General features: G+C 69.0%; 8 protein-coding genes. 1 reads left to right on the top strand and 7 read right to left on the bottom strand.

The annotated features are described in order from the left end of the window. Nucleotides 1-4: 4 nt before the first annotated feature. A complete protein-coding gene (locus ACFWV3_RS11390; protein ID WP_382410818.1) occupies nucleotides 5-2,878 on the top strand; it encodes an NACHT domain-containing protein in 2,874 nt (957 codons plus the stop codon). Here ACFWV3_RS11390 and ACFWV3_RS11385 read toward each other — a convergent pair. The 7 genes from ACFWV3_RS11385 to gltB all read right to left on the bottom strand — a co-directional run bounded on the left by ACFWV3_RS11385 (nucleotide 2,868) and on the right by gltB (nucleotide 15,289). Then, nucleotides 2,868-3,680: a DNA/RNA non-specific endonuclease gene (locus ACFWV3_RS11385; protein ID WP_382410816.1), complete on the bottom strand. Its 813-nt coding sequence runs from the start codon at nucleotides 3,678-3,680 to the stop codon at nucleotides 2,868-2,870. The two genes, ACFWV3_RS11390 and ACFWV3_RS11385, sit on opposite strands and share 11 nt — an antisense overlap. Before the next feature lie 148 nt (nucleotides 3,681-3,828). Next, nucleotides 3,829-5,160 carry a SulP family inorganic anion transporter gene (locus ACFWV3_RS11380; protein ID WP_382410814.1) on the bottom strand — a complete coding sequence of 444 codons (1,332 nt, stop codon included), beginning with the start codon at nucleotides 5,158-5,160 and terminating at the stop codon, nucleotides 3,829-3,831. A 9-nt stretch (nucleotides 5,161-5,169) separates the two neighbouring features. Beyond that, nucleotides 5,170-5,643 carry a carbonic anhydrase gene (locus ACFWV3_RS11375; protein WP_382410812.1) on the bottom strand — a complete coding sequence of 158 codons (474 nt, stop codon included), beginning with the start codon at nucleotides 5,641-5,643 and terminating at the stop codon, nucleotides 5,170-5,172. Between the two features lie 157 nt (nucleotides 5,644-5,800). Next, a complete protein-coding gene (locus ACFWV3_RS11370; RefSeq protein WP_382410810.1) occupies nucleotides 5,801-6,112 on the bottom strand; it encodes a hypothetical protein in 312 nt (103 codons plus the stop codon). 101 nt (nucleotides 6,113-6,213) lie between these two features. Continuing rightward, on the bottom strand, nucleotides 6,214-9,165 hold the full coding sequence (locus ACFWV3_RS11365; protein ID WP_382410808.1) for a DUF4062 domain-containing protein: 2,952 nt from the start codon (nucleotides 9,163-9,165) through the stop codon (nucleotides 6,214-6,216). 102 nt (nucleotides 9,166-9,267) lie between these two features. Then, nucleotides 9,268-10,773 carry a glutamate synthase subunit beta gene (locus tag ACFWV3_RS11360; RefSeq protein ID WP_382410806.1) on the bottom strand — a complete coding sequence of 502 codons (1,506 nt, stop codon included), beginning with the start codon at nucleotides 10,771-10,773 and terminating at the stop codon, nucleotides 9,268-9,270. Next, on the bottom strand, nucleotides 10,766-15,289 hold the full coding sequence (gene gltB, locus ACFWV3_RS11355; protein ID WP_382410804.1) for a glutamate synthase large subunit: 4,524 nt from the start codon (nucleotides 15,287-15,289) through the stop codon (nucleotides 10,766-10,768). The genes ACFWV3_RS11360 and gltB overlap by 8 nt, the downstream gene beginning before the upstream one ends. Nucleotides 15,290-15,721: the final 432 nt, after the last annotated feature.

Raw genomic sequence — 15,721 nt, 5'->3', positions numbered from 1 at the left:
GAGGGTGGCCGACCCGATTTCCGCCGGACTGCTGATGGTGCTGGAGACCGTGCTGGAGCGCGTTCTCGTCGGGCTCTTCGACGTGGTCCACAAGGGCGCGCGGGACAAGAAGCGCCGGCGCGAGCTCACCAGGCCGGGGCCGCTGGTCGAACGGGTGTCGAGCGAGCTCGCCCGCGGTGAGCTGAGCTCGGTCGAGCAGCACGAGTGGCAGGCCGCCGTGGACGCCGTGCGCGAGTCGATCGAGGCCGCGCTGCCGCTGCGCGACGACGAGGCGCTGCGGGTGATGCTGACGCCGGAGTCGTTGCGCGCCCACGTGGTGTCCCGGTCGGCGAGGATCCGGCGGGCGGCGGGGCTGTCGGACCACGCGACGGCGGTCTACGACGCCGTGCTGGCGCGGGTCTGCGGCGCCGTGGTCGAGCTGGTCTGGTCGCAGCCGGAGTACGCGCGCCGGCTCGCGGTCGAGATGTTCCGCATGACCCGTGCCACGGCGGACGCCGTGGCGCGGCTCGCGGACCAGGGGCAACTGGCGCTGGCGGCGGCGCACCGCGACTTCGAGGACCGGTACGCCGACCAGGTCGCGCACTCGCTGGGCGGGCTGGAGCTGTTCGGCGTCTCGCGCGGGCGGGCTCCGCGTCGGCACTCGTTCGACACCTCGTACGTGTCGCTGGCGGTGGCGCGGGTCGGAGACACCGACGAGCTGACCGGGGCCGGACTGCCGGTGGGAACCGCGCTGACCGACACACCGCGCGTGCTGATCCGGGGCGGGGCGGGAGCGGGCAAGACGACGTTCCTGCGCTGGCTCGCGATGAACGCGCTGGGCGAGACGCGGACGTCGGGCAACGAGTGGCTGGGACTGGTGCCGTTCTTCGTGCCGCTGCGGCAGTACACGACCCTGCCGAAGCCGGAGGAGTTCATCTCGTCGACGGCCTCGATGATCGCGGAGGAGAAGCCGTCGGGCTGGGTCACCGCGCGACTCAGGGAAGGACGGGCGCTGGTCCTCGTTGACGGCGTGGACGAGCTGGTGTCCGAACGGCGCGCCGAGGCACGGCTGTGGCTCGAACAGCTGGTCAACGCCTATCCGGAGGCCCGCTACGCCGTCACGACCCGGCCCGCGGCGGTGCCGGAGGACTGGCTGGAGGACGTCGGCTTCGAGACGTTCGACCTGTTGCCGTTGAGCGACAAGGGCGTGCGCGACTTCGTGGAGGCCTGGCACACGGCCGCCCGCGACGAGCCGGGCCTGACGCGCGACGCACGGGTGTGGCTGACCGAGTGCGAGACGCGGCTGGTGGGGACGCTCGCGAAACGGCCGGATCTGCGCCGTCTGGCGTCGAGCCCGTTGCTGGCCGGGTTGCTGTGCGCGTTGCACCAGGACCGAAACATGCACCTGCCGCGTGACCGGCGCTCGCTGTACGAGGCCGCGCTGGACCTGCTGCTGGTGCGGTGGGACGAGGACCGCGGTCTCGCGCTGCCGTCGTTCTCGAAGGAGGAGCAGCTCGTCCTGCTGCAACGGTTCGCGTACTCGCTGGTGCGCAACCGGGAGCTTATGGTGCCGCGCGAGGAGGCCGTGCACCGGCTCGGCAACGCGATGCGCGGGCTGCGGTCGCACGAGATCGACCCGGACGACGCGATGCAGCGGCTGCTCGAACGCGCCGGGCTGCTGCGGGAGGTCTCGCACGACCGGGTGCAGTTCGTGCACCGGACGTTCCGCGACTACCTGGCGGCCAAGGAGGTCGTCGACGCGGGTGACCTGAACCTGTTGGTGGACAGGGCACATCTCGACGAGTGGCACGACGTCGTGGTCATGGCCGTAGCGCACGCACGTCCGCGCGAACGGGCCCGCGTGCTGATGGACCTGCTGGCGGGCAACGACGACACGCGCAAGGACGAGCGCGGACGCGACAAGCTGCGACTGCTCGCGCTGGCGTGCCTCGACCAGGCCGACGTGATCGAACCCGAGACGGCACGGGCGCAGGTCACCCAGGCCGCCGCCGCGCTGATCCCGCCGGCGAGCTTCGCGCACGCGGACGCGTTGTCCGAGGCCGGGTCGTTCGTGGTCGACCTGCTGCCCGGCCCGGAAGCCACCAGCGACTCGGCTGTGGCCGCGTACATCGTGCGGACGCTCGCGAACATCGGCGGTGAGGGCGCGTGGGAGCGGATCGCGGAGTTCGTGGCCGTGGACCACGCGATGGTCATCGACGAGCTGCTGCGGGCGTGGCGGAACACACCGGACGCGGAGCAGTACGCGCGCACCGTGTTGTCCAAAGTGGACTTCGGTGACCGCCGGGTGGACGTGCGCGGCTGGCACCGGATCCAGTTCATCCTGCACCTGGAGAAGCTGCGGTACGTGCGCTGCATCGGCAACATCAACCCGCTCGACCCGCTGGCCGCCATGCCGTCGCTGCACCGGCTGGAGCTGTGGCAGAACGAGGTCATGCGCGACCTGTCGCCGCTCGCGCTCTCCCGGTCGCTCAAGGAGCTGCACCTGAGCCGCTGCCGCCCGCTCGGACGGATCGACCTGGCACCGGTGAAGGACCTCGACGAGCTGCACCTGCACTTCAGCAGGGTCGACCTGGCCTCGCTGGACGGCGGCTCGCTGCGGCGGCTGCAGATCCGCGACTCGGCGACCGACGACGGCCTGGCCGCACTGCCGGCGCTGCCCGCGTTGCGCGAGCTGGCGATCGACCACCGCCCGCCCTACCCGCTGGCGGGGCTGGAGCGGTGGCCGACCGTCACGGCGCTGGAGGTGTTCGGCATACCGGCGGCGGACGACGTGCGCGCGTTGCCGGCGTTGGAACACCTGGTCGTGCACCAGCCGGAGTCGCCGGCACGGCTGGCGGAACTGCGTCAGCAGCTGCCGGGAGTCCGCGTCACCACCTGATGTCGGACAGGCTCTCCAGCGGCTCGCGCTCGGACTCGTCGAGCAGCTGGACCGACGCGGTGTCGGCGGCGTGCAGCTCGGCGGGGAAGGTGAAGCTCGTGCGCTTCTCCAGCTCGGTCAGCGACACCTGGAACACGCGGAACTCGTCGAGGTCGAGCGCCTCGGCCAGGACGAGGTTCTGGGTGAGCAGGAACGCGCTGCACCGCAGCTCGCCGTCGACGACGAACGCGATCGCCTTGTAGAACTCGCGCGGGATCGCGACGCTGCGGAAGACCCTGTCGTCGGCGTTGAACACCGGGCCGCCGTAGACGCTGACCTTGAGGTTGTCGACGTCGACGTCGGCGAGCACCGCGTCCTCGAGCCTGCCCCAGAGCCCTTCCTTGGTGCTCTGGTTGAAGTCGTCCATCTGCGGCGTGATGTTCGTGAAGAAGAACGAGTCCCTGTTCGCCTTCTGCGCCTCGGCCTTCGGGCCCCAGCACAGGTCGGCGCGGCGGGCGAGGTGCCCGCGGTCGAGCCGGTTGTCGCGGTAGAGCTCGTCCCCTGTCTGGAACTGCGCCGGGATCCGCGGGTCCTTGACGAACGGGATGTTGCTGCGGCTCAACGCCTTCAGCTCACCGCCGTCGATGTTCCACGCGACCCAGATCGCGAACTTGCGCGACTTGCTCAACGCGAGCGAGAAGTGCGTGTAGTCGATCGTGGTCGAGCCGTCGAGCTCGACGGCGTCGTCCGCGCCCGAGTCGTTCAGGACGGGCAGCCCCGCGGCGGTGCCGAGGAACTTCGCGTCGAATCCCGCACTGGTCATGTGTGTCGCCCCCTACTGGTTCACCTGCAGGGTCGACACATCTCACACCACCGTTAGCCGGGTGCACCCGAACGGCCCAGTGTTCACCGGGACTTCGCCGGGACGACGGAAAAGGCGCCGCGACCGGAGCGGCCGCGGCGCCTCCGTCCTACCTCCCGACCAGCTCGACGGTCCTGCCCGCGCGCCGGGACTCGTCGACCCACTGGTCGATCGCCTGCCCGCAGGCCTGGTCGAGGTGCCGGACCTCGCTCAGGTCCATCCGGACGTGCTCCCGGTCGACCCGCTCCAGCTCGTCGAGCAGCCTCGGCAGCCGCAGGAACGTCGCGTTGCCCCGCAACGCCACCCCGTCGGCCGTGACGACCACCGACAGCCGGGACACGTCCCAGGCCGTCTTCACGACCGCGGCCAGCAGGCCCACGATCGTGCCGGTCAGCAGGTCCGTGGCCACGATGAGGCCCGCGGTCAGCACCAGCACCGCGACCTCCATCCTGTCCTTGCGCCACAACGGGAGCAGCTGCCCGAGACCGAGCAGCTTCCAGCCCGCGTGCACCAGCACCGCCGCCAGCACGGCCACCGGGATCAACGTCAGCAGCCCCGGCGCCGCCACCACGAACACCAGCAGCCACACGCCGTGCAGGACCCTGGACGCCTTCGTGCGCGCCCCGGCCGACACGTTCGCGGAGCTGCGCACGATGACCGCCGTCATGGGCAACGCACCGAGCACACCGCAGATCGTGTTGCCGACGCCCTGCGCGACCAGTTCCTTGTTGTACTGCGTGCGCGGACCGTCGTGCATGCGGTCGACGGCCGCGGCGCTGAACATGCTCTCCGCCGACGCCACCAGCGCGAACACCACGGCCGTGCCGATGACCCCGGTGTCCAGCAACGACAGGTTCGGCAGGTGCACGTCCGCCGACAGCGTGCCGACCACGATCTTGTCGACGTCCGACGCGAACACCGCCGCCACCGCGGTGCTCACGACCACGCCCACCAGCATGCCCGGCACGACCTTCAGCGGAGTCCGCTGCCACCCCAGCATGATCACCACGGTCATCAGCCCGAGCGCGATCGCCACGGGCGACACGACGATCGGCTTGAGCTGGCCGAAGATCAGCACCAGCCCGATGCCCGCGAGCATGCCCTGCACGACAGCCGGTGAGATCGCGCGGAACCACCGGCCGCACCGGGCTAAGCCCAGTGCCACCTGCAAGAGCCCGGCGCCCAGCACGATCACGCCCAACGCCCCGATCCCGTGTCGGCCGACGGCGTCCGCCACCAGCACCGTCAGCCCGGCAGCCGGACCGCTCACCTGCATCGTGCTGCCCGGCAGCAGGCCGACGACGATGCCGCCGACCACCCCGGTCACGATGCCGAGCTCGGCCGGCACCCCGGACGCCACCGCCACGCCGACGCACAACGGCAACGCCACGAGGAACACGACGACCGACGCGCCCAGGTCAGCCCAGTACTTGTTCTTCATCCTGGACCCCTAGAGCGGAAGGAAGGCGTGCTCGTCGCACGCGGAGACCTCGCCGGTCTCGATGTCGTAGAACCAGCCGTGGACGCGCAGCTCGCCCGTCGCCACCTTCTCGGCGACGAACGGGTAAGCCAGCAGGACGTCCAGCTGCGCGCGAACGTGCTGCTGCCCCTCCTGCCGCATGGCCGGATCACTGACCTGACGCGGTTCCGTGGGCTGCAACCAGCCGCGCATCGCGGGCAGGTGGTCGATGCCGCCCCCGGTCAACGCGCCCACCGCACCGCAGTGGGAGTGACCGCACACGACGATCTCGCTGACCCCGAGCTGCAGCACGGCGAACTCGATCGTGGCCATCTCACTGCTCGGGGCGTGCAGCGAGTAGGCGGGGATGACGTTGCCGGCGGTCCGCAGCTCGAACAACGAGCCGGGCTCGGCCCCCGTGATCGCGGCCGTCACGATGCGCGAGTCGGCACACGTGATGAACATCGTGCTGGGCTGCTGCCCCGCCGCGAGCTTGCGGCCGAGCGCACGCGACCGTGAAGCGGCATGTGCGCGGGCATGCTGAACAAAGCGATGGAAGTCCATGGGAGTCCCTCACTGCATTGGAGATATGTGTTCGGTTTGATCGGGTGATGGGGACCGATCAGTTCCGGAACACCTGCAATGCGGGAGGTGTGCGCCAGACGCTTATGGGTTCGGCCGACGACACGGGCACGAAACCCGGCTTGTCCTGCGGCGCGATCGCCATGACCGACGACGGCCTGGCCAGACGTGCCTCGCGGTCCGGCGCGACGACGACGCGCAGCCGGTTCGTCTCACGCTCCTCGCGCGGCGCCTCTTCCTTCGGCACGGAGGTCTTCGACTTCGGCGGCGGCGCACTGACCGACGCGGTCGAGACGGCAGGGGTCAGCACGGCGCAGAGGGCGACCACGATCGCGAGCAGAACGCTGCGCATGGCTCACCCCCGACCGAGTTGATCTACCTTCAACCAGTTTTACCGGAGAAGATGACGCGGTGGTTAACACATGACATGTACCACCGTCTTAGACGCGAAGTTCACCCGAAAGTGTCTTCACTTCTCACTAGGTGGAGCGATTTGACGGTGTCGGGAAGTTCGAAGGCGTCGAGCAGCAGCCGGTGGGCGACCTGCCGGAACTCCTGATCAGGATGGCGCTCCTCGAAATCGGTGAGCAGCCGCCGAAGTGTCTCACTCGGAAACACGGCGTCGGCTATCTCCGCGATGTCCTGAGAAGAGCTCGAGTTTTGCCACGACCAGTCGAAGGTTCGCTGCAGATCCAGGGCGGCACACGCGCGGATCGCAGCGCTGCGAGCCCCTGCTGGACCCAGACCCCGGAGTTGGTCCAGGAGGTAGGGAACCGTGTCGTGTCCATCCTTCCAGCCCCTGACCAGGCTGGACGGTATGACGTGGCGGAGGAGGATGAGGTCCTCGGCCCCGAAATCGTGTTTCGCGAGCCCGAACACGACCTCGCGCGCTTGTGGATCGCCCGCCCACGCCACGGCTAAATGGCTGGCGATCCACCGCGCGTGCTTCATCGAAGTCTCGCGTTCGGCACGCAGTGCGATGGCATGCAGTACGTCACGGCGCCGTGGCCATCCTCGGTCGAGCGCGGCGATGAGCGGCTCGCGGACGCGACTGTTCCCCTCTTTGTACAGGCGGCTCAAGAAGGTCTCGTAGAGGACCTCATCACCGGACTCCCGTTCGAGTGAGGCGATCGCCGCCCTGCGCACGGCCTCGTCCCGGTCCGACAGCCCAGCGAGCGCTGCTTGTCGACGTTCGGCACGTGAGGCGATCGCAAGCTCCAACCGGAAGCCGACGATCCGCTCGCCAAGGGTTGATGAGGCCCGATACTTCTTGATGTCACGGCGCGTGAACTCAGATATGGGAATGCACACCGAGAGGGCTTCAAGAGCGGACACGATCTCGGAGAGGTATTCAGAGTAATAGTCAGCCTTGGGCGACACGAACTCCACGTAAATCACCAGCCGGTGCGCGAGCTCCGATGCCCAGTTCTGATCTGCCGGAGCGACCGAACCAGCCTCCGCGAGGCAACGGGCAGCAAAGGCCAGAGCCCTCACATCAGCGAAGCTCGAGAGGCTGTGCACGATCTCCCTGATCGGAGAGCCCTGACCAGACAGCATCGCCGAGAGCAACAGCAGGGGTTCCCGCCACCGGTCGTCCGACCAATTCAGCCGGAACACCTCTGTCTTGAGCCACTCGTAGTCCGCTCGCCGCTGGTTGAACTCCGATAGCACATGCTTCGCGACGAAGTACTCCATGAAAGTCCGGTGCACGAACCCGAAAACGCCGTCACCGGTCTCCGCCAGGACGAAAGTCCGCTCCCTCAAGTGGTTCAAGATCTCCACGGCGATGGCCCGCGCCTCCCCCGGAGGTTTGGCGTACTGCTTCTCCAGATAGGCCCCGATGATGTCCCGCAACGGCGCGTAGGCGATCGCGTTCAGCTCATGCCCCTCATCACGCCGGCTCGACAGCATGGTCATGGCGATGGACTGGAGGATCTCCGCCTTCTGCTCACCGCCGATGCGGAAGTCCAGCGGTAGCAGCTCCTTGCTGTCGATCTTCTTCCGCTTGACGTCCCAGTCTTCGAGCAGCACGGCGGTGCACCGGTCGTAGAGCTGCCACCGCTTCTCCGGCAGGTCCTGGTGCTTGTACAGGACCGCCATCATGGTGAGCAGCAACGGGTTCCCGGCCAGCTCCAAGAGCCTGGGGTTGTCGGCTATCCGGTGCACCAGGCCAGCGGCGTCGCGCTCGTCGTTGTCGAAGCTGTAGTGCTCGTACCACTTCGGCACAAACTCGCGGATCTCCCTGATCCCGAAGTCGAGCAGCGTGTAGTGCTCGAAGCCGGCCAGCCCCAGCTCGGTCTCGTCATAGCCGACAATCCGGGACGACACGACGACTCGCGCATCCGGATGCATAAGGGTGAACGCGCGGAACTGGTCGGTCACCCGGCTGCGGGCCGCCGGGTCGAAGACCTCGTCAAGTCCGTCGAAGAACACGACGGCGCCGTCGTCGAGCGCCTCCACCAATTGGGTGCCGTCCACCAGGAGGCCGAAGTTCTCCGAGATGCTCGCGATGAGGTAGGTCAGGAAGTCGGGACTGCCGCGCAGCACGTACTCGCGCAACTCCACGAGCAGCACCAGCGGCAAGTCCCGCAACTCGACCGGCACCCGGCTCGCGTCGCTCGCCCCGTCCGAGATCGCCAGCAACGACGCCTGGAAGAGCGTGCTCTTGCCACTGCCCGGCCCACCGAGGACCACCTGCTTCTGTTCCCGGCCGAGGACGACGACACTGTCCTCCGACGGCGCCGGGCCGCCCTCCCCGTCCTCCTCCGGCAGGTCGTAGTCGGGACGTCCGGCGCGGAGTTGCTGCGGCGTGAAGACGTCGAGCAGCGGGATTCGGGCCAACCGGTCGTGCTGGGCGCCGGCAATGACCGAGAGCCGGACGTAGCGGTACTTCTCGACGACCGCCCGGCGGTATGGAGCCCAGTCGACGTTGCTGTCGACGACGCTGTCGTTGCGCTCCCACTTCTGGATGCCCTCCGCCACCTGCCGGGCGAGGTCGTCCTTCGACCCGAAGACGCCCACGACCCGGCTCTCCATCAGCTCGGAGCGGAACTGGCGCACACGGTCGATCTTCTCCAGTTCCATGAGCTTGGGCGCCCACGAGTGGTCTTCGGACAACACGAAGGCCAGTACCGGGATATCCGCGTCGACGGCCGCGCGGTACTCCAGTTCGGTGATCGACTCGCTGTGGCCGGGCGGGATGAAGCCGTACCGCCACGCCATGACCACGACGTAAAGGTCAGCGGAACGCACGTCCGCCAGACAGCGGTCTACAGGTAGGGCGTCCTCCGCCACGTAGTGCTCCATGGCGACGACTTCGTGGTCCAGCCGCTTGAGCGCACGCAGCACGGCTTCGCGGTAGTCGGCCAGATCGCTGAACGTGGAGGAGACGTAGACGCGCGCCATCCACCTATGGTCTCAAACGACCCCGCCGACAACGGCGAACGCCCCGGCCGACGTCGTTGTCGGCCGGGGCGTCATGCTGCTCTCCTCTGACTGACCCCGTTGTCAGACCACAGCGAGCGGAAGCTGGTTCGGAATCACCGGCGACGGCAGGTTCGACGCCCCGGTGAGGAACTTGTCGACGGCGTTGGCCACCGACCGCCCCTCCGCGATCGCCCACACCACCAAAGAAGCACCACGGTGCGCGTCACCACACACGAACACGCCGGGCGACGAGGTCTGCCAGTCGGAGCCGCACGAGATCGTGCCACGCGCCGAAAGAGAGATCCCGAGGCCGTCCAGCAGGCTCATGTGCTCGACGCCCTCGAAGCCGATCGCCAGCAGCACCATGTCCGCGGGCAGCAGCTCGATCTCGTCGGACACCGGCACGACCGAGCGGCGACCGGACGAGTCCTTCTCGACGCGCACCTGCTGCAGCTCGATGAACCGCACGTGGCCCTCGTCGTCGCCCACGAACCGACGGACGGCCACGGTGAAGCGGCGTTCGCCGGCCTCCTCGTGCGCCGGGTAGGTGCGCAGGATGTGCGGCCACACGGGCCACGGCGAGCGGTCGTCGTCGCGCACCGACGGCGGCATCGGGTACTGGTCGAGCTGCGTCACCGACAGCGCGCCCTGGCGGGTCGCGGTGCCGTAGCAGTCGGCGCCCGTGTCGCCACCGCCGATGACGATGACGTGCTTGCCCTCTGCCGAGATCGACGACGGGCCGTCGCCCTCGCACGCGCGGTTCGCGGGCACGAGGTGGTCCATCGCGAGGTGCACGCCGTCGAGCTCACGGCCGGGCGTGGACTTGTCGTCACGGCCGCGCAGCGCGCCCACGGCCAGCACGACCGCGTCGAACTCGGCCTTGAGCTGGTCGACGGTGATGTCGACGCCGACCTCGCAGCCGGTGACGAACTTGGTGCCCTCCCGGCGCAGCTGCGCGAGCCGGCGGTCGAGGACCTTCTTCTCCATCTTGAACTCGGGGATGCCGTACCGCAGTAGGCCGCCGAGCCGGTCGTCGCGCTCGAACACCGTGACCTCGTGCCCGGCGCGGGTCAGCTGCTGCGCCGCGGCCAGTCCGGCGGGACCGGACCCCACGACCGCGACGCGCTTGCCCGAGGACACCGCGGCCTGGGACGGCTGCACGTAGCCGTTCTCCCACGACATGTCCGCGATGGTCTCCTCGACCCGCTTGATCGCGACGGCACCGCCGGCGTCGTGCGAGATCGACAGCACGCAGGCCGCCTCACACGGTGCCGGGCACAGCCTGCCCGTGAACTCCGGGAAGTTGTTGGTGGCGTGCAACCGGTCGGAGGCGAGCTCCCAGTCGCCGCGGCGCACCAGGTCGTTCCACTCGGGGATCAGGTTCCCGAGCGGGCAGCCCGCGGTTCCGCTGTGGCAGAAGGGGATGCCGCAGTCCATGCACCGCGTCGCCTGCGTGCGCACGGCGGCGTTGCGCTCCTCCGGGGACTCCTGGAGGTAGACCTCGTTCCAGTCCTGCAACCGGTCCGGCTTCGGACGCTTCGGCGCCTCGGAGCGGGAGTGCTTGAGAAAACCCTGTGGATCAGCCACGAGACGCCTCCATGACAGCCGCGTCAACGTCCCGGCCCTCGGCGCGGGCGAGGCGCATGGCCTCGAGAACGCGCTGGTAGTCGCCGGGCATGACCTTCGTGAACGCACCGGCCCGACGGGTCCAGTCACCGAGCAGCGACGCGGCGACGGCGGACCCCGTCGCCTGGTGGTGCTTGGTGACGGCGTCCTTGAGCCAACGCAGGTCCTCGGCGCTGAGGCGCTGCAGTTGCACCATCTCCTGGTTCACCGACAACGGGTCCAGGTCGAGCACGTACGCGATGCCGCCGGACATGCCGGCCGCGACGTTGCGCCCGGTCGGACCGAGCACCACCGCCCTGCCGCCGGTCATGTACTCGAACGCGTGGTCGCCCACGCCCTCCGCCACGAGCAGCGCGCCGGAGTTGCGGACGCAGAAGCGCTCGCCGACGCGCCCGCGCAGGAAGACCTCGCCGGACGTGGCGCCGTAGCCGATCACGTTGCCCGCGATCACCTGGTCCTCGGCGCGGAACGGCGCGTCGTCGTGCGGCCGGACGACGATCCGCCCGCCGGACAGGCCCTTGCCGACGTAGTCGTTCGCGTCGCCGACCATCTCCAGCGTGATGCCGCGCGGCAGGAACGCGCCGAGCGACTGGCCGGCCGACCCGGTCAGCTTCACGTGGATCGTGTCGTCCTCCAGGCCCTCGCCGCCGTAGCGGCGGGTGACCTCGGCGCCGAGCAGCGTGCCGACCGTGCGGTTGACGTTGCGGACCGGCAGTTCGAGGGTGACCTTGTGCGCGTCCTCCAGCGCCGCCTCGGCGAGCTGGATGAGCGTGCGGTCCAGGGCCTTGTCGAGGCCGTGGTCCTGGTCGCGGATCTTGCGCTTCGCCGTCGGGTACGGGGTCTCCGGCACCTCGAAGACCGGGTCGAGGTGCAGCCCCGCTGTCTTCCAGTGCTCGATCGCCTCGTTCTTGTCGAGCAGCTCGGCGTGGCCGACGGCCTCGTCGATCGTGCGGAACCCGAGCTCCGCCAGCAGCTCGCGGACCTCCTGCGCGATGAACTCGAAGAAGTTCACGACGTGGTCGGCCTGGCCGGTGTAGCGGGCCCGCAGGTCCGGGTTCTGGGTGGCGACGCCGACCGGGCACGTGTCCAGGTGGCAGACGCGCATCATCACGCAGCCCGCGACGATCAGCGGTGCCGTGGCGAAGCCGAACTCCTCCGCGCCCAGCAGCGCCGCGACGACGACGTCCCGGCCCGTGCGCATCGCGCCGTCGACCTGGACGGTGATGCGGTCGCGCAACCCGTTGAGCAGCAACGTCTGCTGGGTCTCGGCGAGACCGATCTCCCACGGCGTTCCCGCGTGCTTCAACGAGTTCATCGGCGAGGCGCCGGTGCCGCCGTCGTAGCCCGAGATCAGCACGACGTCCGCGTGCGCCTTCGCCACACCGGCGGCGACGGTGCCGACGCCGATGGACGAGACGAGCTTCACGTGAACCCGGGCCCGCTCGTTCGCGTTCTTCAGATCGTGGATGAGTTGCGCCAGGTCCTCGATCGAGTAGATGTCGTGGTGCGGCGGCGGCGAGATCAGACCGACGCCCGGCGTGGAGTGCCGGGTGCGCGCGACCCACGGGTAGACCTTGAAACCGGGCAGCTGGCCGCCCTCGCCGGGCTTCGCGCCCTGCGCCATCTTGATCTGGATGTCCGTGGAGTTCACGAGGTACTCGCTCGTGACGCCGAACCGTCCACTCGCGACCTGCTTGACCGCGGAACGCCGTTCCGGGTCGTACAGGCGCTCGCGGTCCTCGCCGCCCTCACCGCTGTTCGACCGGCCGCCGAGGCGGTTCATCGCGATGGCGAGGGTCTCGTGCGCCTCGGCCGAGATGGAGCCGTAGGACATGGCGCCGGTGTTGAAGCGCTTGACGATCGAGCTCACCGGCTCGACCTCGTCGATCGGGATCGGCGTGCGGCCCTCGGTGCGGAACTTGAACAGGCCGCGCAACGTGCCGCCCTGCCGGGAGATGCGCTCGACCTCCGCCGTGTACTGGCGGAAGACGTCCTCCTTGCGCGTCTTCGTGGCGTGCTGCAACAGGAACACCGTCTCCGGCGTGAACAGGTGCAGCTCGCCCTCGCGGCGGTACGAGTACTCGCCGCCGACCTCGAGGCGGCGGTGCTCGCGCGCGGTCGGGTTCTCCGGGTGCGCGCGGCGGTGGCGCACCGCGACCTCCTCGGCCAGCACGTCGAGGCCGGCGCCGCCGAGCTTCGACTGCGTGCCGGTGAAGTACTCGTCGAGCAGGTCGTTGGACAGGCCGACGGCCTCGAAGATCTGCGCGGCGGTGTAGGCGCCGACGGTCGAGATGCCCATCTTCGACATGATCTTCAGGACGCCCTTGACGAGCGCCTTGACGTAGTTGCGGACCGCCTTGTGCGCCGGGACGCCGGTGATGGCGCCCTGGCTGATCAGGTCCTCGATCGTCTCGAACGCGAGGTACGGGTTGACCGCGGCGGCGCCGTAGCTCAGCAGGGCGGCGACGTGGTGGACCTCGCGGCAGTCACCGGACTCGACGACGAGCGCGACGCGCAGGCGTTCCTTGGTGCGCACCAGGTGGTGGTGCACCGACGACACCAGCAGCAGCGACGGGATCGGCGCCATCCGGTGGTCCGAGTCGCGGTCGCTCAGCACCAGCGTCCGTGCGCCGTTCGCGATGGCCTCCGACGCCTCGCGACGCACGCGCTCGATCGCGGCGGTGAGCGCCTCGCCGCCACCGTCCACCTCGTACAGTCCGGACAGGACGGTGCAGGCGAAGCCGGGCAGGTCGCCGTCGTCGTTGATGTGGATGAGCTTCGCGAGCTCGTCGTTGTCGATGACCGGGTAGTCGAGCGTGACGTGGCGGCACGAGACGGGTCCGGGGTCGAGCAGGTTCTGCTCTGGGCCCATCACGCGCTTGACCGACGTGACGATCTCCTCGCGGATCGCGTCCAGCGGCGGGTTCGTGACCTGCGCGAAGTTCTGCACGAAGTAGTCGTAGAGCAGCCGGGAGCGCTGGCTCAGCGCCGCGACCGGGGTGTCCGTGCCCATCGACGCGAGCGGTTCCATGCCCGAGACCGACATGGGCGTGAGCAGGATCCGCAGCTCCTCCTCGGTGTAGCCGAAGGTGAGCTGGCGGCGCACGACGGACTCGTGGCTCTGCAGGACGTGCTCGCGGTCCTGCAGGTCGGCGAGGTCGAGCAGGCCGGCGTGCAGCCACTCGTCGTAGGGCTGCTCCGACGCGAGGTTCGACTTGAACTCCTCGTCGTCGATGATCCGGCCCTCGGTGGTGTCCACCAGGAACATGCGGCCGGGCTGCAGGCGGCCCTTCGCGACCACCTGGTCGGACGGCACGTCGAGCACGCCGGTCTCCGACGCCAGCACGACGCGGCCGTCGGCGGTCTGCCACCAGCGGGCGGGACGCAGGCCGTTGCGGTCCAGGACCGCGCCGACGAGCTCGCCGTCGGTGAACGTGACGCAGGCGGGACCGTCCCACGGCTCCATGAGCGACGCGTGGAACTGGTAGAACGCCCGGCGCTTCGGGTCCATCGTGGCGTGGTTCTCCCACGCCTCCGGGATCATCATCAGCACCGCGTGCGGCAGGCTGCGGCCGCCGAGGTGCAGCAGCTCCAGCACCTCGTCGAAGCTGGCGCTGTCGGAGCCGTCCGGGTTGCAGATCGGGAACAGCCGCGCGAGGTCGCCGGGGACGAGCTCGCTGTCCAGCAACGCCTCACGGGCGCGCATGCGGTTGCGGTTGCCGCGGACGGTGTTGATCTCACCGTTGTGCGCGACGAAGCGGAACGGGTGCGCGAGCGGCCACGACGGGAAGGTGTTCGTGGAGAAACGGCTGTGCACCAACGCGATCGCCGAGTAGAGGCGCTCGTCGTGCAGGTCGGGGAAGAACGCCGGCAGCTGCTCGGTCGTCAGCATTCCCTTGTAGACGATCGTGCGCGCCGACAGCGACGGGAAGTAGACGCTGCCCTCGTGCTCCACCCGCTTGCGCAGGCAGAAAGCCAGCCGGTCCAGGGCGATCCCCGCCTCGTCGCGGGTGCCCTTCACGAACAGCTGGGCGAAGTGCGGTGCCACCGACAGCGCGGTCGGGCCGACGCCGGCCTTCTCCGGGTCGACGGGAACGTCGCGCCAGCCCAGCACGACAAGGCTTTCCTCTTCGGCGATACGCTCGATCTGCGCCATCGCGTCGGCGCGTTCCTCGGGCTCGAACGGCAGGAAGGCGATGCCCGCCGCGTACTGCCCGCGCTCGGGGAGGTCGAACTCCACGACAGCGCGCAGGAACTCGTCCGGCAGCTGCAGGAGAATGCCCGCACCGTCACCCGACGTGGGCTCGGCGCCGGCCGCACCGCGGTGTTCCAGGTTCGCCAGCGCTGTCAACGCATCGCTCACGATGCCGTGGGAACGCCTGCCCTGGATGTCGGCCACCATGGCGACACCGCAGGCGTCGCGCTCGTCAGCGGGGTCGTACAGACCCTGGGGGCCGGGGATGGCGGAGAAGATCACTGCGCAGACCTCCTTCGTCGTCCTCGCGTAAAGAACTGATGTCCCTCGTGCTCAGACCTCGAACCAACAGGTGGGAGCACGGGACGACGATGGCCCGCGTGTTGACGCGACTTTAACAGCCGCGAAACCCAGGGACACCCGCCAATGGGTGATCTAGGTCATGGATGTGTAACGATTCCCCGCTGCGGAGCGACATTGCGGCCAACGTCGGCGTTCGTTACAGCCGGGTTAGCGTAACCGAACGTTCAACTCCGGCCACTCGGATGAGAGCTGCACGACATTCCCGGTCTACCAGTGGATGCGATGGGTGCACCGGCGTCATTGCTGGTCAGCGGCATATCGTCTCAGTTAGCGGACGCTCACGCACGTCTGCCTCCCAGCACCGTAGCACCGTCCACTGGGGTCCGACTCGATTGTTCCCCGCCAAACGAG

Origin of the sequence: Lentzea sp. NPDC059081 (assembly GCF_042738015.1) — a bacterium.
Classification (GTDB): Bacteria; Actinomycetota; Actinomycetes; order Mycobacteriales; family Pseudonocardiaceae; genus Lentzea.
Note: the sequence above shows the minus strand (reverse complement) of the source record. Positions and strands in the feature narration are given on the sequence as shown.

Bases quoted from the DNA above. Each gene is read 5' to 3' on its own strand.
- ACFWV3_RS11385 (WP_382410816.1), bottom strand. From the start codon at position 3,680: ATGACCAGTGCGGGATTCGACGCGAAGTTCCTCGGCACCGCCGCGGGG.
- ACFWV3_RS11380 (WP_382410814.1), bottom strand. From the start codon at position 5,160: ATGAAGAACAAGTACTGGGCTGACCTGGGCGCGTCGGTCGTCGTGTTC.
- ACFWV3_RS11365 (WP_382410808.1), bottom strand. From the start codon at position 9,165: ATGGCGCGCGTCTACGTCTCCTCCACGTTCAGCGATCTGGCCGACTAC.
- ACFWV3_RS11370 (WP_382410810.1), bottom strand. From the start codon at position 6,112: ATGCGCAGCGTTCTGCTCGCGATCGTGGTCGCCCTCTGCGCCGTGCTG.
- ACFWV3_RS11375 (WP_382410812.1), bottom strand. From the start codon at position 5,643: ATGTTCATCACGTGTGCCGACTCGCGCATCGTGACGGCCGCGATCACG.